The following is a 16,867-nucleotide window of genomic DNA, read 5'->3' on the forward strand; positions in this document are numbered from 1 at the left end:
TTCCTGCCATTGGTCTAGCCAGGAGCGGATCGCCTGGCCGCCACAGCCTCGCTGATGGCTCCGGCGCAATGCTCCGCATGTTCATGCTCCCAGAAACGCATCACGAGCCAGCCCTCCGCAGAAAGACGCTCGTCAGTTTCGAGATCGCGGCGCTTGTTCCGCGATATCTTCTCCCGCCAGTACTCCGGGTTCGTCTTCGGAGGGCGGAAGTGCTCGGGGCAGCCGTGCCAGAAGCAGCCGTCGATGAAGACAGCCACCTTGGTCGGTCGAAACACCAGATCGGCAGTTCGCCTCATTCCCGGAAGCGGCTTCGCCGCAACTCGGTACCGCAGGCCTGAGGCGTGCACGAGGCGCCTGATCGCGAGCTCAGGGCGTGTATCCCGGTTGCGGTTGCCCAACATGCTCTTCCGGTTCCCGGGAGACGACGCCCACGAGCCGTGCGGTGCAGTCCAGGGCCTCTGCTCCGTCGAATCACTCCCCACGAGTGCAGTGTACGAGCTTCCCTCGGACCTGGCGGATCGAGCCGTTCTCAGGAGTGCGGCCCGTCAACCCGCCACCTCGGGGCGCCCATCACCGGTTGAGGCCGATGCGGAACGATCCGCGAGGTCGGGGTGCCGGTGGCCGCCGCCGGGCTCGGCCGTGATCGACAATGGGACGCATGGACGATCTGTTGAGCGTGGTGCGCGCTGTTCACGAGATCTCGATGATCACGAACACGAGGGTGGAGCCGGTGCTGAGCCGGCTCAGGCTCACCCATCAGACCGCGCAAGCGCTCTGGGCGATCGACCCGGACCAGCCGGCTCCGCCGATGGGCGCGGTGGCGCAGCGCCTGCACTGCAACGCCTCCAACCTGACGTTCATCGCGAAGCAGCTTGAGGACCGCGGCTACGCGAAGCGGCGGCGGGACCCGCGGGACGGCCGATCGCACGTGCTCGCCTTGACGGCGGACGGCGAACGGGCGCGCGCCCAGGTGGTCGATGCCGCCCTGGCCCAGACGCCGTTCGCCGCGCTGTCGCCCGCGGACCTGCGCGCGCTCGCCGACACTCTCTCGCGGCTCGTGGAGGTCGGTGACGGGGACCGAGCGAAATAGTTCAAGTATTGCAGTACTCTCTCAAGTAGTTCAACACTTGAAGGAGTCTGCATGTCGACGCTCGACAGTCCGCTCACCTTGCGCAGCGGAACCACACTGCGGAACCGTACCGTCAAGGCCGCCATGGAAGAGCAGCTCGCGGGCGCGGGCCAGCGGCCCGACGGGCGCATCGTCGAGCTCTATCGCCGATGGGGCGAGGGAGGGACCGGCCTCATCATCACCGGCCACGTGATGGTCGACCGCCGCGCGATGGCGCAACCGGGCGATATCGTGCTCGACACCGCGAGCGACCTGGATTCGTTCAGGCGATGGGCGTCGGCCTCGGGCGACACCCCGGTCTGGATGCAGATCAACCATCCCGGTCGCGTCGTCCAACGCGACACGGGCTCCGTCGCGCTCGCCCCCTCCGAGGTGAACATCCAAATCGGATCGTTCTCCACCCTTTACCCCACACCGACGCCGATGACGAGCACGGACATCCACACCGTGATCGACCGGTTCGCGACGACGGCCCTCCTCGCCGAGGAGGCCGGGTTCGGCGGAGTCGAGATCCACGCGGCCCACGGCTATCTCATCTCCCAGTTCCTGTCGCCCCTCGTCAACCGCCGCGACGACGAATGGGGCGGGCCGCTGCCGAACCGGGCCCGCCTGCTGCTGCGGATCGTCGAGGCCGTGCGCGAGCGCGTCTCCCCGAGCTTCGGCATCGCCGTCAAACTCAACTCCGCCGACTTCCAACGCGGAGGCTTCGACATCGACGACGCCCGGCAGGTCATCGCATGGCTCGGCGGCTCGGTCGACTTCGTGGAGCTCTCCGGCGGCAGCATCGAGTCCCTGGCGACGGCGGGCCACCCCGCCGATCACCGCACGCTCGCCCGCGAGGCGTACTTCCTCGACCTCGCCGGCCGCCTGGTCGACCAGGTCTCGGTGCCGCTGATGCTCACCGGCGGCGTCCGTCGCGGCGGAGTCGCGGAGCATGTCGTCGAACGCGGATTCGCCCTCGTCGGCGCCGCGACCGCCCTGGCGCAGGAGCCCGAGGCCGCGAGGCGCTGGCTCGCCGGCGAGGACGCGCCGGTCCTGCCGCCACGGTCCATGATCCGGTCGAAAGCCCTGCGCGCGGCAGCGATCCAGGCCGCGATCACCGGACGCCTGCAAGCCATCGGATGCGGGAAGGACACCCGTCCCCGCCCACCCGCCATCGCGCTCCTGGTCGACCGCTACCGGCGCTCACGCCACCTGGCCAGGTATCGACGCGAGCACTCGGCATTGTGAACGCCGCCGGTCACAGTCGGTCCTGAGGGTTCATCATCGATCGGGGCGGGCTCCGTAAGCTGCGGCCTATGGACCACTCCGACGTCTCTCGCTTGTCTTCCCTGCGGATCTCGGCGGTCGCCGTCCTGGCCGCGGTGACGCTGGCTGGTTGCGTGGCGGCGACGAAGCCGAAGGCGGAGGCCTTCGACCAGGTGCTGATGCTCGGGGCCGAGGCCTCAGCGGCGTTCTCGAACGCCGGTCTTCCCGAGCCGGAGTTCATCGAGACGGTCGACCACCCCTGCCATGACGAGGAGCTGGTCCAGTACCGCGCGGTGGCGCGATACCAGATCGTGCTCGATACGAACGAGACCACCGCGGCGCTGATGCGCATCCACGAGCTGTGGACCGAGGATCTGGGCTACGTCGATATCGACGACGGGATCTTCTGGGGTCAGAGCGGTTACGCCGTGAGCCGCGCCGAGAGCGACGAGGCGCAGTTCAGTGCCGCGCGGCAGCCCGACTGGTCCACGATCGTCATCACCGTCAGCACCGACTGCTTCGAGGACCCCGACGAGGACGACTGGATCGAGCCGCCCGGCGGGGCGGACACTCCCTCGTGATCACTCGCCGATGACGGCGTAGGCGCGGACCGGGAAGGTGCCGAAGTCGCGCACCAGCGGCGGCGCGGCATGGAGCCGGGCGCCCGTGAGGGGGAGCTGGTCGAGCCCGGTCAGGTGCTCCAGCACCGGGATCTCGGCCTCGAGCAGGAGCGAGTGCGCCGGCCGGGCGGTGCCGGAGGTGTCGTCGATGTTGACGCTGTCGATGCCGACCAGTGCCGCGCCGGCCTCGACGAGCCGCCGGGCCCCTGGCTCGTCGAGGTACGGGGCCTCGTTGCTCAGATACCGCTCCGTACCCCAGTGCCGGTCCCAGCCGGTGTACAGGAGGACCGCCCTGCCCTCGATGTCGTAGGCGGCCACGGCCTCGGCGGTGATCGCCCGCGAGCGGCTGCCGGTCAGATCGATCAGCGTGACCGCGAGATCAGCGACTTTGGACAGATCGAGGCCGGCGAGGTCGGTGCCGTCGGCGTAGCGGTGGAACGGGCTGTCCAGGTAGGTGCCGGTATTGCCCACCATGCTGATGCGGTCGATGGCGAACTCGGTGCCGGGCGCGTAGTGGCCCCTGGAGTCCTCGCGGGTCAGGTGCGGCGTGATCTCGGGTCCGGGCAGACCGGGATAGGTCGTCATTCCGGGAGTGATGACGTGGCTCAGCTCCACGAGGCGGCGCTCGGTGGACACGGGCGCCCGTTCTGGGTCGGACGGGCCGCCGCGCGAACCCTTGTGCGCCTCGGTGAAGACCTCGAGGTTCCGAACCTCCACGCGCTCGACCATGAGCAGTCCGAGATGGCGGACGAGCAGGTCGGCGACCTCGGACTCGCTCGGATTCGGTCCGGGCACGTCCAGACGGAAGCCCTCGGTGGTCATGCCGCCGCCGTTGCGGAAGCCGATCGCGGCGTCGAAGGAAACTCGGTACTCAGTCATCGCTCGCAACTCTAGCTTTGAGCACCGTCGCGGTCCAGCATGGCTTGCGGCGAAGGAATTGTCGGTCCCGTCCGTAGCTTCGATGAGGTCAGTGAACGACTCTGCGTAGTCGATGCGCGACCGAGCGAACGGACGGTGCGATGGACGCGCCTAGACCGACCGACAGCTCACGAGACCAAGGACGCCGCGGAGTGCCTTCGGCCGCCGAACACCTCGCGAGGGATCTGGCCTTCGAGGCGATGAAGTGGCTGCTCCGTTTCGACGGGGACGCCTCCCTATCTGCGAGCCCGGATCACGCGCAGATCGGCCGCGTCCGAGAGGACGGAGGTGGTGGCCGAATACGACGGGAGCCCCCGAGTCGTATTTCGACCATCGCGAGTATTCGGACTTCCAGGTCCTCGACGCACGGAACTCATAGCTTGGAGGTGTATCGGCCAGCGCGTGACGGACGCGTGGCGCGTAGAGGAAAGGAGTCCGACATGAGCGGCCTCGCCCTTGCAGGCAAGACCTATGAGCTCAAGATGGACAACGGGGTGGTCTTCCATCACACGTACTCGCCCGACGGCAAGACGCTGCATTACGAGACCATCGCCGGACCGATGGAGCAGGGCTCGGAGGACGTCCGGCTGCACACGGCCGAAGTGGCGTCGGACGTCTGGCTGGTGGCCTGGAACGAGATCAGCGGCGTGTCCGTCACGCAGGCGGTCAACCTCAAGGCGAATACCGTGCACGTCTTCTCGACGCATGAGGCGGGCGGTGAGCGCCGCACCGAGATCCGAACGGGCACCATCGCCGAGGTCGACTGAGGCACCGAAGCGGTGGGCGAGGTCTTACGCGGTAAGTCAACGATATTTGACATGACGTCAATGTTGTTTTACATTCGAGAGGTCACCCTTCCTCTCGTGTGAAATGAGTTCGCCGATGACCGCCATCGACTCCCCCGCCCGCTCCCTACGCCCGGCCAGCCTCACGGCGGGCCTTTCCCTGCTCCTGATGATCGTCCTGGCGTTCTTCGGCAACTTCGTGGCCGTCGAATCCGTGGTCACACCGGGCGACGCGGCGCGGACCGCCGCCGACATCGCCGCATCGGAGCGCCTGTTCCGATGGGGCGTCGCCTGTCTGGTCCTGGTGGTCATCCTGGACGTCATCGTCGCGGCGGCGCTGTACTCGCTGTTCGCGACGGTGGACCGGACCGTCTCGATGACGGCCGCCTGGTTCAGGGTCGCCTACGCGGCGGTCTTCCTGGTGGGCATCGCCCAGCTCGCCCTGGCGGCCGACCGGTTGGAGACGCCCGAGGCCGTCATGGCCGCGATCGACGAGTTCGGCGCGGTCTGGAACATCGGCCTCGGCATCTTCGGCGTCCACCTGCTGCTGATCGGCTGGCTCGCCTACCGGGCCGACTTCATCGCGAAGATCTTCGGCGTCCTGCTCGCCATCGCGGGCGTCGGCTACTTCGTCGACGGCATCGGCACGATCGCGGTCCGCGACTACTCACTCGACCTGGCGCTGTACACCTTCTTCGGCGAGCTGGCGCTCATGCTCTGGCTCCTGATCAAGGGCACGCGCACCACCATCGAGGCCTGACCTCGAGGGACGCGGCCGAGTTCAGGCGTTCGCCGGCTCGGCCGCTTTCTCGGCCTCGAGGAGCTGCTCGCGCTTCCAGCGGTGGAAGACGAACGGCGCCAACGGCACCACCGCCGCCACCAGCGCGAGCAGGATCGTTCCGATGCCCCACCCGAGGCGGCGGTGGATCAGCAAGGTCGCCAGCACCAGCAGCGTGAACAGCGCGCCGTGGAGCATGCCCAGCGGCATCACCAGGTCGATCTCCGAGACGCGGCTGAGCAGGGAGCCGAAGACCAGCAGCAGCACGAAGGACCAGCCTTCGGCCAAGGTCAGCATGCGGTAGCGGAAGACGGGATTGGCGATCATGGCGGTCCTCGCATCGGGTGGTCGCGGCGGGTCTGAAGCGCATCGTAAGCGCCCCGTTTCGCCGTGCTCCGCGCCGCGGGCGTCCGTGATGTCGGCCGTCACGGGCCGCGCGGAAATTCTTCGGGGATCGGGTGTCGATTTCGCTGGACCCGTTCGTCGGTGGGGTGAACGATCATTTCAAGGAGGAACCATGAAGTACATGATGCTGGTCTGCGTGGACCCGAACGTCGAGGTCGCCGAGCCCGAGCCCGTCGAACCGTGGGTGGAGGAGAACGACGCGCGAGGCACCCGCGTCCTCGGTGACGCCCTGCGCCCGCTAGCCGAAGCCGCGACCGTCCGGGTCCGCGACGGTGAGGTGCTGGTCACCGACGGCCCGTTCGCGGAGACCAAGGAGGTCATCGCCGGTTTCGACATCCTCGAATGCCAGAGCATGGAGGAGGCGATCGACATCGCCTCCAAGCACCCGGTCGCCAAGTTCGGTCTCCTCGAGATCCGCCAGTTCCTCGGCGACAGCTGAGGCCCGGCCGTGCAGTACGCGATGTTCATCTGCGGCCCCGGCGGCGCGGTCGACTCGGGCGGCGGTGCGGTGTCCGCAGAAGACCGCGCGGCCGTCGCGGAGTCGATCCGGCTCCGGCCCGCCACCGACGCCACCACCGTTCGGCTGCGCGGTGACGAGGTGACGCTCACCGACGGCCCCGCGGCCGAATCGACCGGGGCCATTGCGGGCGTCGATCTCGTCGAGGCCGACGACCTCGACGAGGCCATCGCCCTCGCCGCTGCCCACCCCGCCGTCCTCGACGGTGGTGCGATCGAAGTGCGGCCGGTGTGGACGTAGACGTTGAAGCGGCCGTCGCCGCCGCATTCCGAGACCAGCGGTCCCAGGTCGTCGCCACCCTGATCCGGCTCACCGGCGACTGGGACCTCGCCGAGGAATGCACGCAGGACGCCTTCGCGAAAGCGCTCGAGCACTGGCGACGCGAAGGCGTCCCGCGCCGCCCCGGCGCCTGGCTCACCATGACCGCCCGCAACCGCGCCCTGGACCGGCTGCGCCGCGACGCGGTCGGTGCCGCGAAACTCAAGGAGGTCGTCGTCATGCGACGCACCGACGGCCCGCCCGAGCCCGACTTCGCCGACGAGAGCGGCGTCGAGGACGACCTGCTGCGGCTCGTCTTCACCTGCTGCCACCCCGCGCTCGCCCTGGAGGCGCGAGTGGCCCTCACTCTGCGCACCCTCGCGGGGCTGACCACCGGCGAGATCGCCCGCGCCTTCCTCGTCCCCGAGCCGACGATGGCGCAGCGGCTCGTCCGCGCCAAACGCAAGATCCGCCACGCCGCCATCCCCTTCCGCATCCCTCCCGCGCACCTGCTCCCCGAGCGCACCACCGGCGTCCTCGGCGTCATCTACCTGCTGTTCAACGAGGGCTACGCCGCCAGCGAGGGCGACGAGCTGGTTCGCCGGAACCTCTGCGCCGAGGCCGTCCGCCTCGCCCGCGTGCTCGCCGAGCTCATGCCCGACGAACCCGAGGCCGTCGGCCTGCTCTCCCTGCTGCGATTGCACGAGGCGAGGCGGTCCACGAGGGTCGACGAGGCCGGTGATCTGATCACATTGGAGCACCAGGACCGAGCCGAATGGGACATGGCGGCGATCGAGCAGGCGACGGGGATGCTCGAGACCGCGCTGCGCCGCGGCATCCCCGGCCCGTACCAGGTGCAGGCGACCATAGCCGCCTGCCACGCGACCGCCCCCGACTGGGACGCCACCGACTGGCCCCAGATCGCCGCGCTCTACGGCGAGCTGGCCCGGATCGCGCCCTCCCCGGTGGTCGCGCTCAACCGTGCCGTCGCGGTCGGCATGGCGGACGGCCCCCAGACCGGGCTCGCGCTCCTCGCCGAGCTCGAGGCCGACGGCCGGCTGGCCGGATACCACCGGCTCGCGGCGACGCGCGCCGAACTGCTGCACCGCCTCGGACGCCGTGCGGAAGCCGAAGCGGCCTACCTGCGGGCGCTGGAGCAGGTGACCAACGAGGCCGAGCGCCGCCACCTCGAGCGGCGGCTCGCCGCATGCCGGTCCTAGCCCGTGCGCCCGAAGGCCGGTTCTGGCGCGATCCCAATACAGTGGGGAACGCCCGACTCGTACAGAGGAGCTCGCCCATGACCTACGCGCCTCACCCGAACGGACCGATCCCTCAATCCGAGTACCCGCCCGGCCAACCCGCGATCTCGACGAGCCCGAGCAGCGGGCTCCGCCTCGGCCTCGGGCTGCCGCTCCTGGCCGTGCCCGTGATCGCGACCGTGATCGCCTACGTCCTGCCCACCCTCCGCACCATCCGGATGAGCACCGAGGAGGGCAGCCAGTTCTTCGGCGGCACCGAGCCGGTCGGCATGGCCAACTACGACCGCCTCTTCGGCGACTCCACGTTCTTCGACGGCTTCGCGGCCGTCGGCGTCACCGGACTCGGCACCGTCCTCGCCGGAGCGGTCATCGCACCGCTCGTCGCCTGGTGCCTCCACCAGGCGGGCGCCGCGGTCCGCATGGCGGCCAGGATCGTCTGGAGCTTCGCCGTCATCGCCTTCGCCCCGATCGCGATGACCGTCGCGTGGCTGATGACGCGCGTCGCCGACGGCGACGGCATCGACGCCGGTCCGCTCGACTGGATGGCGTTCCTCACCGGCGTCGTCCTCGGCGCGGGCCTCTTCGTCGCGCTCGCCGCATTCCGCGGCGGCACCGACACGGGCAAGCGCGGGCCGACCTTGGTGACGGCCGCGGCCCTGACCGCGTTCGCGCTCTTCGCCGCCTCGCTCCAGACATTCACCTTCCCGCTCCTCATCGGTTCGCCCAGCCCGAGCACCGTCCCCCTCGTCCAAGCGCTCCGCAGCGGGCTCCAGATCGCCGACTTCGGGATCGCCGGTGCGGTGTCCACGGTGCTGCTCGCGATCCTGGCCGCGCTGGGCATCGGTGCGGCACTCCTGTTCGCCCTCGCCCGCGTCCGGATCGACGTCACCCCCGGACCGGGCGAGCCGCGACCGTTCCGCCCGGGCCCCGGCATCGCCGGCATCCTCCTGCTGGTGGCCCTCGGCATCGGGACGCTGCTGACGCTCTGGCCGTGGCTGTCGCGCCTGGGCGATCCCACCGGCGAGGGGATCGACGCCGCCGAGGTGGTGCTCAACTCCTGGGCTCCCGCGCTGACGACGACGCTGGTGGCCGTGGTGGCCGCGCTCGCGGGCGGGTTCGCGATCGGTGCGCTGCGCCCGTTCGGCGACGGCACCCGTTGGCTGCTGCTGGTGTTCGCGCCGTGGCTGTTCGTCGGCTCCGGGCCGCTGGCGATCGCCCACTACGAGGCACTGGCCGAGGCCGATCGGCTCGGCGGGTTCTTCTCGGCGACGCCGCACGCCTGGATCGCCGTCCCGGCGCTGTTCGTGTTCACGGCCCTGTTCTGGGGGCTCGAGGACCGCCGCCGGGCGATGGTCGCCGAAGGAGCGCCCCGAGCGAGGGCTAACGGCGCGTTCGCCGCGGCAGCGTGGCCGATGGCGTGCCTCGTCACCATGTTCGTCTGGCTCGCGAACGCGCAGGACGTGGTGTGGCAGTGGGTTTTCACCGACCCCGACCGCCCGACCGCGGTCGCCGCCCTCTCCCGGCAGATGATGACCCTCGACACCGAGAACATCGCCGTCGGCGTGGCCTACCCGCCGCTGCTGCTGGCCCTGTTCGCGGCTGCGATGGTGGCCGCGAGCGTGTTCTACCTCCCGCGCGTCGGCATCCGCATCGGACGCTGAGCCGCCCTCACGCGAGCTTGAAACCGGCCGCGACCGCCAGCTCACCGGCGATCGCGACGGCCTGATCAGCGGTGATGAGCGAGCCCTTCAGGCTCATCAGGCCGTTCACGCCGCTCAGGTCGGACCGGCGCATGTCGCACCCGCGCGCGTTCGAGACGCGCGCGAAGTCGGCGCCGGGGAACGTGCAGTCGAGGAACACCGCCTTCGAGAGGTCGCCGAGGAAGTTCGCGTTCATGAACCGGCACCGCTCGAACACGATCGGCCCCTTCGCCGTGCCGATGGAGATCCCGGCGAAGTCGGCGCGGCAGTCGGCGATGTAGACGTCGGAGGCGAGTGAGAACTGGGCCTGCCAGCCGACGAGCTGGGATTCGGTGATCTCGACGCGCCGCGCCGTCATCCGCTCCCAGCGCCCGTTCGAGAGGACCGAATGGTCGACGGTGACATCGACGATCTCCAGAGGAGCGAGCACCGACCCGGACAGATCGGTGTCCCTGATCGCGCTCGACTCGAAGACCCCGTCGCCGCTCTGCTCCGACCAGTCGGCGCCCTTGAGGAGGCGATCGCGGTACTCGAAGTCGAGGTCGAGGTCGTCGGTCAGCTCGACGATCGTCTCGGTCTCGACGACGGGCCGCCGCATCGAACGGTCGTCGTCGATCTTCCTGAACTTCATAGGGCTCCCGTCGAAGTCTGCGTCTTTTCGGCAGGCTACGGGAGCCCCATGACATTCCGGTCGGCGGAGCGCACGGCGTATGCGACTCGCGAGTGCCGCGGCGGTGCCTTCGGTGATCAGGACGATCGCGGGCGCGACGAACGGTCTCGGAGGAAGACGTCGCCGGTGTCCGAAGTGTCGACGTTGATCAGCAGTGATGTGTCGTCGCGGAGGGAGCGTTCGCGAACGTCGGATCGGACATGTTGTCCAGGTCCTCTCCGGTGAGTTCGAGGACGTTGGTCCCGCCCTCGGGCAGCGCGGTGCGGACTCGCTCGCCCGGTTGGTGGACCTCGCCTTTCGCGATCGGCGTGCCGGCCGATCGGCGTCACCGAGTCGGCGCAGCCGCCCGAGAGGGCCGAGTCGGCCCGCATGGCGGCGAAGGCCAAGGCGAAGTCGATCGGTGAGGAGTCCACGGACTCCACGGGTTGCCGCACGGTGAGGGGCGTGCCTCAATCAATCGGCGAGGAGCTTGAGCACCACCGGCCGGGAGAGCGTGCCTGATACGCGCCTGGCCAGGGCGTTGGCACTGACGCCTTCGGCGTTGGCCCGACGCAGCGCCTCAGCCAGCTCGGCACGCGCCGACTCGGCCTCGGTCTGGGCTCGACGCAACCGCGCCGCCGCCCGCTCGACCGGATCGTCCGCCTCGTCGGTCAAATCATTGACCGGTACGAAGCCGCTGTCGAACGCGGCGAAAGCCCCTTTGGCGAACGCGGCCATGAAGTCCCGGATGGCCTCCGCGTCGTCGGCCCTGTCGCCGAGGAGCAGACGTCTGGCCTGCGGCGCGAGGTTGACCCAGTTGGCGATGCCGCACAGCGCGAGCGTGACCAGGCCCGCGCTGAACTTGTCGGTGCCGAAGGCGACCTGGGCTCGCTCGAGTTTGTCGTCGTAGTGGCGGCGGCGCCATCCGTCGATGTCGGCGACGTCCGTGCCGCGCTCGAGCGCCTCCCAGACCATCAGGCGCAGTAGCTGGGGGTGTTCGCGGTGGTAGTCGTAGAGGCCCGCGACGAACCGGCCGCTGTCGGGCCAGATGCTCAGGGGGTCGACGACCTCGATGAACTCCCGCATGGCGTCGATGAGCACGGCGTCGAAGAGCTTGTCCTTGCTGCCGAAGAGTCCGTAGATGCGCTCCTTGTTCACCCCGGCGGCGTCGGCGATGCGGTCGACGCGCGCCCCTGCCAGGCCGTGCTCGGCGAACTCGTCGCGGGCGGCGTGCGTGAGGGCCCGGCGGGTGGCGTCGCTGCGCTTGCCCTCGATCTTGGTCGCTTGCGGTGGCATGATCACCAGGTTACCAGAAGATAAACCAACTATTTAGTTGACGAGGAGCCGAGGCCACCGTATCGTCAAACGCATGGCAACCATGACCCAAGCTGTCGGGCGCGACGTCCCGGCGCAGATGCCGATCCCCATCCCAACGGTCTACGCACCGCTCGGCCGCATGATTCCCGTCTTCGTCCTCACCGCACTGCTCGCCACCGGGCAGATGTACACGCCGATCCCGCTGTTCACGGCCATGGAAGCCGATTGGAGCGTCGCCGCGAGCTCGATGACGTGGGTCATCAGCGCCTTCGCGTTCGGCTACGCCGGCGGCTTCATCCTCTTCGGACCCATGGCCGACCGCTTCGGGCACCGCCGCGTCCTCACCGTCGGCATCACCGCCGCGGCAGTGGTCACATTATTGACCGGCCTGGCGCCGACGATAGAGAGCGCCGTCGTCCTCCGCGTCCTCCAAGGCCTGGTCGTCGGTTCGCTGCCGCCCGCGATGACCGCCTACATCACCACCCGAGTCACGCCCCGGCGCCGGGCCATCGCGATCACCGCCGTGGCCACCTCATTCCTCGCCGCCACCGTCATCGGCCAGATCGCCTCGCAGACCGTGGCCGGCTTCGCGGACTGGCGCTGGGTCTTCATCGGCTCCGCCGCCGTCTTCGCCGTCCTGGCGCTGGCCGTGCGCCGCGTCATGCTCGCCGACAAACCCGCCACCGGCGCGACGCTGCGCCAGAGCTACGCCGCCGTCCCCGGCGTGCTCCGCATCGGCGCGCTCCTGCCGCTGCTCGGCGCGGGCGCCCTCGCGATGGGGGCCATGGTCGCCGTCTACACCGGCATCGAGCTGACCGGCCTGGTCTCCGGAGCGGGCGAGCTGCTGGCGCTGCGCGCGAGCGCCCTGCCGGTCATGATCGCCCTGCCGCTGCTGGCGATCCCGCTCGCCCGCCTGTCGAGGCCCGGCCAGATAACGCTGGGCGTCGGCGTGGCGGCGGCGGCGATGGTGGCCGCCGCGTTCACCGGCGAGCACGTCGTCGCGCTCGCGGTCCTGCTGGCCGTCCTCGTCGGCGGCCTCGGCATCGTCGGACCGGCGACCCTCCAGAGCGCCGGCGAGCTGGGCGGCGAGCACCGCGCCAGCGCCTCGTCGGTGGCGATGTTCAGCTTCTACGTCGGCGCGACGATCGGTCCGATCGTGGCCGCGGCCGCCGCGCGGAGTGGCTTCGTCGCCCTGGCGTGGACGATCGCGGCGATGCTGCTCGCGGCGATGGCCCTCGCGCTGTGGGGCAGGCGACTGCAGGCCGCGAGCCGCTGAACGCGGTGAACGCGAACCGCCCCCGGGAGCCGCGTGGGGACGGTGCTGCCGCTCTCGGTCCGGCACCGCCCCGCGAACGACCCCTCGGTCTCTCCGGAGACGTCGGTCTGCGGGAACGACGGCCTAGAGATACTGGCCGACCTGCTGGTGCGGGATCGACGACTCCGACATCGTCGGGTCCGTGCCACCGCGCCTCGCGTACAACTCGGCCAACGTCATCGGCGTCTTCACCGACTCGCCGCCCAGCCAATCGCTCGACTCCGCGGGGGACAGCTCCCCGACCTCGATCTGCGCCAGGCACCTGCCCGGGCGCACCACCGCCGGGTGCAGGCGGTCCAGGCGCTCGTTCGTGGTGATCGCGACCATGATCTCGCGGCCCTGCCCGAGCAGGCCGTCCGTCAGGTTCAGCAGCCGCGCCAGCGACTGGCCCGAGGCCTCCTTCGCCTCGCCGCGGATCAGCTCGTCGCAGTCCTCCAGCACCATCAGCCGCCAGCCCTCGCCCTTCGGCTCGTCCTCGCCCAAGTGCAGGTCCATCTCCGAGCCGATGATGACCTCCATGAGATAGGACGGGTCGGCGAAGAACGCCTCGGGGTCGAGCACCGTGTCCACCTGGCACCACTCGGCCCACTCCCGCGCCAGCGCCCGCAGCGCCGTGGTCTTGCCGGTGCCGGGCGGGCCGTGCAGCAGCACCAGCCGGCCGGCCACATCCGACGGCTGCGTGGACATCAGCTTCCCCAGCGCCGAGACCGCGCCCGAGGAGTAGTTCTGCTCGATCTCGGGCCACCGCGGCGCCGCGATCGACCGCGTGGAGCGGAACGGACCGCGCGCCGAGCGGTACCAAAAGCCCATGTCGACCTTGTCGTCGCCGAGCTCCTCGGGCGAACCGGCCTGGTCGGCGACGAACGAGGCGATCTCCTCGGCCCGCTCCCTCGTCTCGGCCGTGACCACGGCCTGGCCCGAGCCGTCGCGCCAGCGCTGGGTGCGCAGCGTCCAGTCCTCGCCGCGCACGAGCTGGAGGTAGGCGGTGCCGGAGATCGAGCGGATCAGCTCGCCGCCCTCGGGAATCAGGTCCATGTCGTCGCCGACCGACTCGAGCGCGCGCACCACCGCGTGCGGCTGCGTACCGGAGACGTAGGCGTCCAGGCTCATGAGATTGAGCACGTTCGAAGGGTCGTCCGACCCGTCGAGAGTGAAGTGCATATTGCCGAGGACACCGCCAGTTCCATGCAGCAGGTTCATAATGTCGCCGCGTTGTTCAATGATTCCCATTGCGATCCAGGATGCCTTATGGCCCCGACATCGCGGGTGCCGGTCACAGCGGCTCGCCGAAGCGTTCTCCGAGACGACCGGCCTACCCGGTGGGGCGTGAGCTGGAACATTCCGTCAGGATGGGTTACGTGACCACGTCGACCGAGACCAGCGAAAACACCGCCGACACCATACCCGGCGGCGGTACGCGGGAGCGCGGCGGCCCGAGGCCGTCGGCGCACCGCGGACGGCGGGCGCTCGCCGTGTCCGCGGCCGCCGTTCTCGGCGCGGTCGCGTCGATCCTGGCCCTCCGGCTCGGCGGCGCGGTCGACGTCCCGGACCTGCCCGGGCTCACGGCGGCCGACCCGGCCGTCACCTGGGCCTCGGGCATGCTCAAGTACGCCTACGACCTGGCGATGCTCGCCGCGGTCGGCTGCACCGTCGCCGCCGCGTGCTTCCTGCCCGGGCGCGAGGGCGACCGGGCGCGGCTCGCCGCCCAGTCGTGGCGGTGGCTGCGCGTCGGCGCGGCGGCCTCGGGCCTGTGGGCCCTGATCGCGCTCGCGCGCCTCCCGATCGCATACGCCGACTCCTTCGCGCTGCCGCTCGCCGACGTCGGCCTGGCCGGCGCCTGGTCGTACGCGACGCAGTCCGAGCAGGGCAACAGCCTCGCCCTGGCCGCGCTGCTGGCAGCCCTCGCGGCGGTCGCGGCGGCGCGCTCGTTCAGGGTCTTCGGCGCCGCCGTCGCCGCCGCGTTCGCGCTCGCGGCGACGCTCCCGACGATCTTCACCGGGCACTCCTCGGCCAACGGCAACCACCAGATCGCCGTCGACGCGCTCATCATCCACGTCATCGCCGCCGCCTTCTGGGTCGGCGGCCTGTTCGCGCTGTTCATCGCCCGGGCCCACCCCGTGCCCGCCGCGCGCCGCTACTCGAACGCCGCCGGCCTCGCCTATCCGGCCATCGCCGCGTCCGGGCTCATCGTCTTCGTCGCGAACGTCTCCCTCCCCGACCTGTGGGAGAGCGGCTACGGCCGCATCGCCCTCGCCAAGCTCGGCGTCCTCGCCGTGGGCGGTGTGATCGGCTGGGCGCACCGGCGCCGCACGCTCCCCGCGGTCGAAGCCGGGAAGCGCGGCGCGTTCTGGCGCCTCGCCGCCGTCGAACTGGCGCTCATGGGCGTCGCCTTCGGGCTCGCCTCCTCGCTGTCGGTCACGCCGCCGCCCGCCGAGGAGCTGCCCGACCCGAACACGGCCGTGCTCGGCTTCCAGACGCCGGGCCCGCTCACCTTCTCCTCGGTCGCCCTCGACTGGTACCCCTCGGTGCTGTTCTGCACCGCCGCGCTGGCCGGCGTCGGCTTCTACATCGCCGGGGTGGTGCGGCTGCGCCGCCGCGGGGACGCCTGGCCGTGGTACCGGACGGCGCTGTGGATCGGCGGCTGGGGCGTCGTCGTCCTCGCCACCTCCACCGGCCTGGGCAAGTACGGCATGGTGCTGTTCAGCGCGCACATGGTGCAGCACATGGCGCTCAACATGCTCGCTCCGATCCTGCTGGTGCTCGCCGCGCCGATGACGCTCGCGCTGCGCGCGATGGCGACGAATCGCGCCGGAGGTCCTCGCGAATGGCTCCTCGCGTTCGTCCACAGCGGCTTCTCGAAGTTCGTCTCGCAGCCGCTCATGACGCTGCTGATCTACCTGACCAGCCTGTACATCATGTACTTCACCGGCATGTTCGAATGGGCGCTGGGCTCGCACTTCGGGCACCTGTTCATGACCCTGCACTTCCTCGCGGCCGGATGCCTGTTCTTCTGGGTGGTCATCGGGCCCGACCCCAAGCCGCGGCAGCTCACCTACCCGGCCAAGGTGCTGCTGTACTTCGTGTCGATCGTCTTCCACGCCATCTTCGGGCTCACGCTCATGATGGGCACCGAGGTGATCGCCGCCGACTGGTACACCGGCCTGGCCCTGCCGTGGGTCGACGACCTGCTCGCCGACCAGCGCGCGGGCGGCGGCATCGCCTGGGCGTTCGGCGAGATCCCCAGCCTGATCATCATCGCCACGCTCATCGCGCAGTGGGCCCGCTCCGACGAGCGCGAGGGGCGGCGCCTCGACCGGATGGCCGAGCGCGCCACCGAGAACGGCCACCCCGAGGACGACCCGCACGAGGTCTACAACGCCTACCTCGCGAGCCTCGACCAAGAACGCCGCTAGTGGACGCTTGGCGGACGTGGCTCATCGGCCTGGCGGCGCTCGCCGGCCTCGTCGTCGCGAGCTGGGCGCTCCTGGCGCTGATGGCACGCCGGCTCCCGCCGGGCCTGCTGCGGGACCTGGCCGCGTTCATCCCCGACTGCGTCACCACCGCCAGGCGCATCAGGCGCCACCCGGCGGTGCCCAGGCGCGCCAAGGCCGCCGTCCTCTTCGCCGCCGTCTACCTCGCCAGTCCGATCGACCTCATCCCCGAGTTCCTGCCCGTCGTCGGGCCGCTCGACGACGTCCTCGTGGTCGCCCTGGCGCTGCGCTACGCCGCCCGCAGCGTCCCCCGCGAGCTGCTCTTGGACGCCTGGCCGGGCGAGCGGCGCGTCATCGACCGCCTGCTCGGGAGCCCGCGCGCGAGCCGGCGGCAGTGACGGACACATCGCCGTTCGGCACGGTGCGGCGCCCGAACGTCAGCCGGACGCCGCCGGGCTGAGCGCCGCCCGGACCTTTCGACCCGGAAGGCACGGGAACGGCGCGATCTGACTAGGGTGGCCCTCAGAGACGACCGGTT

18 protein-coding genes are annotated in these 16,867 nt (G+C 70.3%); 12 read left to right on the plus strand and 6 right to left on the minus strand.

Annotation, left to right across the window (positions count from 1 at the left end):
* Positions 1-14: 14 nt before the first annotated feature.
* The gene (locus ACYVK3_RS15500; RefSeq protein WP_460498238.1) at positions 15-482 is read right to left on the minus strand and encodes a very short patch repair endonuclease; all 468 of its coding nucleotides are present in this window, start codon (positions 480-482) and stop codon (positions 15-17) included.
* Positions 483-658: 176 nt separating this feature from the next.
* Here ACYVK3_RS15500 and ACYVK3_RS15505 point away from each other — a divergent pair, with 176 nt between their 5' ends.
* From ACYVK3_RS15505 to ACYVK3_RS15515, 3 genes are all read left to right on the plus strand, one after another.
* Positions 659-1,090: a MarR family winged helix-turn-helix transcriptional regulator gene (locus ACYVK3_RS15505; RefSeq protein ID WP_460498239.1), complete on the plus strand. Its 432-nt coding sequence runs from the start codon at positions 659-661 to the stop codon at positions 1,088-1,090.
* A 51-nt stretch (positions 1,091-1,141) separates the two neighbouring features.
* Complete coding sequence (locus ACYVK3_RS15510; RefSeq protein WP_460498240.1) at positions 1,142-2,359, plus strand: NADH:flavin oxidoreductase/NADH oxidase family protein; 1,218 nt, start codon at positions 1,142-1,144, stop codon at positions 2,357-2,359.
* Between the two features lie 68 nt (positions 2,360-2,427).
* Positions 2,428-2,958: a hypothetical protein gene (locus ACYVK3_RS15515; protein ID WP_460498241.1), complete on the plus strand. Its 531-nt coding sequence runs from the start codon at positions 2,428-2,430 to the stop codon at positions 2,956-2,958.
* Here the strand turns inward: ACYVK3_RS15515 and ACYVK3_RS15520 are convergent, their stop codons facing one another.
* On the minus strand, positions 2,959-3,876 hold the full coding sequence (locus ACYVK3_RS15520; RefSeq protein WP_460498242.1) for a cyclase family protein: 918 nt from the start codon (positions 3,874-3,876) through the stop codon (positions 2,959-2,961).
* 479 nt (positions 3,877-4,355) lie between these two features.
* Between ACYVK3_RS15520 and ACYVK3_RS15525 the strand changes: the two genes are divergently transcribed.
* Positions 4,356-4,682 (plus strand): MoaF-related domain-containing protein, encoded by a 327-nt coding sequence (locus tag ACYVK3_RS15525; protein ID WP_460498243.1) that lies wholly within the window; start codon positions 4,356-4,358, stop codon positions 4,680-4,682.
* A 115-nt stretch (positions 4,683-4,797) separates the two neighbouring features.
* Positions 4,798-5,460, plus strand: a complete 663-nt coding sequence (locus tag ACYVK3_RS15530; protein ID WP_460498244.1) for a DUF4386 domain-containing protein — start codon at positions 4,798-4,800, stop codon at positions 5,458-5,460.
* Positions 5,461-5,481: 21 nt separating this feature from the next.
* On the opposite strand, the gene ACYVK3_RS15535 is transcribed toward ACYVK3_RS15530, so the two are convergent.
* On the minus strand, positions 5,482-5,805 hold the full coding sequence (locus ACYVK3_RS15535) for a DUF3817 domain-containing protein (protein WP_460498245.1): 324 nt from the start codon (positions 5,803-5,805) through the stop codon (positions 5,482-5,484).
* A 190-nt stretch (positions 5,806-5,995) separates the two neighbouring features.
* On the opposite strand from ACYVK3_RS15535, the gene ACYVK3_RS15540 reads away from it, so the two are divergent.
* The 4 genes from ACYVK3_RS15540 (at position 5,996) to ACYVK3_RS15555 (ending at position 9,578) form a co-directional block, all read left to right on the plus strand.
* Entirely contained in the window at positions 5,996-6,322 is a 327-nt protein-coding gene (locus tag ACYVK3_RS15540; protein WP_460498246.1) for a YciI family protein, read from the plus strand.
* A 9-nt stretch (positions 6,323-6,331) separates the two neighbouring features.
* Positions 6,332-6,640, plus strand: coding sequence for a YciI family protein (locus tag ACYVK3_RS15545; RefSeq protein WP_460498247.1), 309 nt, complete (start codon positions 6,332-6,334; stop codon positions 6,638-6,640).
* Positions 6,631-7,878: an RNA polymerase sigma factor gene (locus tag ACYVK3_RS15550; RefSeq protein WP_460498248.1), complete on the plus strand. Its 1,248-nt coding sequence runs from the start codon at positions 6,631-6,633 to the stop codon at positions 7,876-7,878. Before ACYVK3_RS15545 ends, ACYVK3_RS15550 begins: the two co-directional genes overlap by 10 nt.
* A gap of 77 nt (positions 7,879-7,955) precedes the next feature.
* Positions 7,956-9,578 carry a hypothetical protein gene (locus tag ACYVK3_RS15555; RefSeq protein WP_460498249.1) on the plus strand — a complete coding sequence of 541 codons (1,623 nt, stop codon included), beginning with the start codon at positions 7,956-7,958 and terminating at the stop codon, positions 9,576-9,578.
* Positions 9,579-9,585: 7 nt separating this feature from the next.
* Here ACYVK3_RS15555 and ACYVK3_RS15560 read toward each other — a convergent pair whose 3' ends face one another.
* On the minus strand, positions 9,586-10,248 hold the full coding sequence (locus ACYVK3_RS15560) for a pentapeptide repeat-containing protein (RefSeq protein WP_460498250.1): 663 nt from the start codon (positions 10,246-10,248) through the stop codon (positions 9,586-9,588).
* 492 nt (positions 10,249-10,740) lie between these two features.
* Positions 10,741-11,562: a TetR/AcrR family transcriptional regulator gene (locus ACYVK3_RS15565; protein ID WP_460498251.1), complete on the minus strand. Its 822-nt coding sequence runs from the start codon at positions 11,560-11,562 to the stop codon at positions 10,741-10,743.
* Positions 11,563-11,635: 73 nt separating this feature from the next.
* On the opposite strand from ACYVK3_RS15565, the gene ACYVK3_RS15570 reads away from it, so the two are divergent.
* The gene (locus ACYVK3_RS15570) at positions 11,636-12,859 is read left to right on the plus strand and encodes an MFS transporter (protein ID WP_460498252.1); all 1,224 of its coding nucleotides are present in this window, start codon (positions 11,636-11,638) and stop codon (positions 12,857-12,859) included.
* Between the two features lie 123 nt (positions 12,860-12,982).
* Here ACYVK3_RS15570 and ACYVK3_RS15575 read toward each other — a convergent pair whose 3' ends face one another.
* Entirely contained in the window at positions 12,983-14,128 is a 1,146-nt protein-coding gene (locus ACYVK3_RS15575; RefSeq protein WP_460498253.1) for a DUF5925 domain-containing protein, read from the minus strand.
* Between the two features lie 128 nt (positions 14,129-14,256).
* Here ACYVK3_RS15575 and ACYVK3_RS15580 point away from each other — a divergent pair, with 128 nt between their 5' ends.
* Together ACYVK3_RS15580 and ACYVK3_RS15585 are read left to right on the plus strand one after the other, a co-directional pair.
* Positions 14,257-16,311 (plus strand): cytochrome c oxidase assembly protein, encoded by a 2,055-nt coding sequence (locus ACYVK3_RS15580; RefSeq protein WP_460498254.1) that lies wholly within the window; start codon positions 14,257-14,259, stop codon positions 16,309-16,311.
* Positions 16,311-16,727, plus strand: coding sequence for a YkvA family protein (locus tag ACYVK3_RS15585; RefSeq protein WP_460498255.1), 417 nt, complete (start codon positions 16,311-16,313; stop codon positions 16,725-16,727). Before ACYVK3_RS15580 ends, ACYVK3_RS15585 begins: the two co-directional genes overlap by 1 nt.
* Positions 16,728-16,867 lie beyond the last annotated feature (140 nt).

The organism is Glycomyces tarimensis, from assembly GCF_054776215.1.

Excerpts from the sequence above, each read along its gene's own strand:
- ACYVK3_RS15515 (WP_460498241.1), top strand. The coding sequence starts at position 2,428 with ATGGACCACTCCGACGTCTCTCGCTTGTCTTCCCTGCGGATCTCGGCG.
- ACYVK3_RS15520 (WP_460498242.1), bottom strand. The coding sequence starts at position 3,876 with ATGACTGAGTACCGAGTTTCCTTCGACGCCGCGATCGGCTTCCGCAAC.
- ACYVK3_RS15540 (WP_460498246.1), top strand. The coding sequence starts at position 5,996 with ATGAAGTACATGATGCTGGTCTGCGTGGACCCGAACGTCGAGGTCGCC.
- ACYVK3_RS15560 (WP_460498250.1), bottom strand. The coding sequence starts at position 10,248 with ATGAAGTTCAGGAAGATCGACGACGACCGTTCGATGCGGCGGCCCGTC.
- ACYVK3_RS15525 (WP_460498243.1), top strand. The coding sequence starts at position 4,356 with ATGAGCGGCCTCGCCCTTGCAGGCAAGACCTATGAGCTCAAGATGGAC.
- ACYVK3_RS15510 (WP_460498240.1), top strand. The coding sequence starts at position 1,142 with ATGTCGACGCTCGACAGTCCGCTCACCTTGCGCAGCGGAACCACACTG.
- ACYVK3_RS15565 (WP_460498251.1), bottom strand. The coding sequence starts at position 11,562 with ATGCCACCGCAAGCGACCAAGATCGAGGGCAAGCGCAGCGACGCCACC.
- ACYVK3_RS15570 (WP_460498252.1), top strand. The coding sequence starts at position 11,636 with ATGGCAACCATGACCCAAGCTGTCGGGCGCGACGTCCCGGCGCAGATG.
- ACYVK3_RS15555 (WP_460498249.1), top strand. The coding sequence starts at position 7,956 with ATGACCTACGCGCCTCACCCGAACGGACCGATCCCTCAATCCGAGTAC.
- ACYVK3_RS15530 (WP_460498244.1), top strand. The coding sequence starts at position 4,798 with ATGACCGCCATCGACTCCCCCGCCCGCTCCCTACGCCCGGCCAGCCTC.
- ACYVK3_RS15535 (WP_460498245.1), bottom strand. The coding sequence starts at position 5,805 with ATGATCGCCAATCCCGTCTTCCGCTACCGCATGCTGACCTTGGCCGAA.
- ACYVK3_RS15575 (WP_460498253.1), bottom strand. The coding sequence starts at position 14,128 with ATGGGAATCATTGAACAACGCGGCGACATTATGAACCTGCTGCATGGA.
- ACYVK3_RS15505 (WP_460498239.1), top strand. The coding sequence starts at position 659 with ATGGACGATCTGTTGAGCGTGGTGCGCGCTGTTCACGAGATCTCGATG.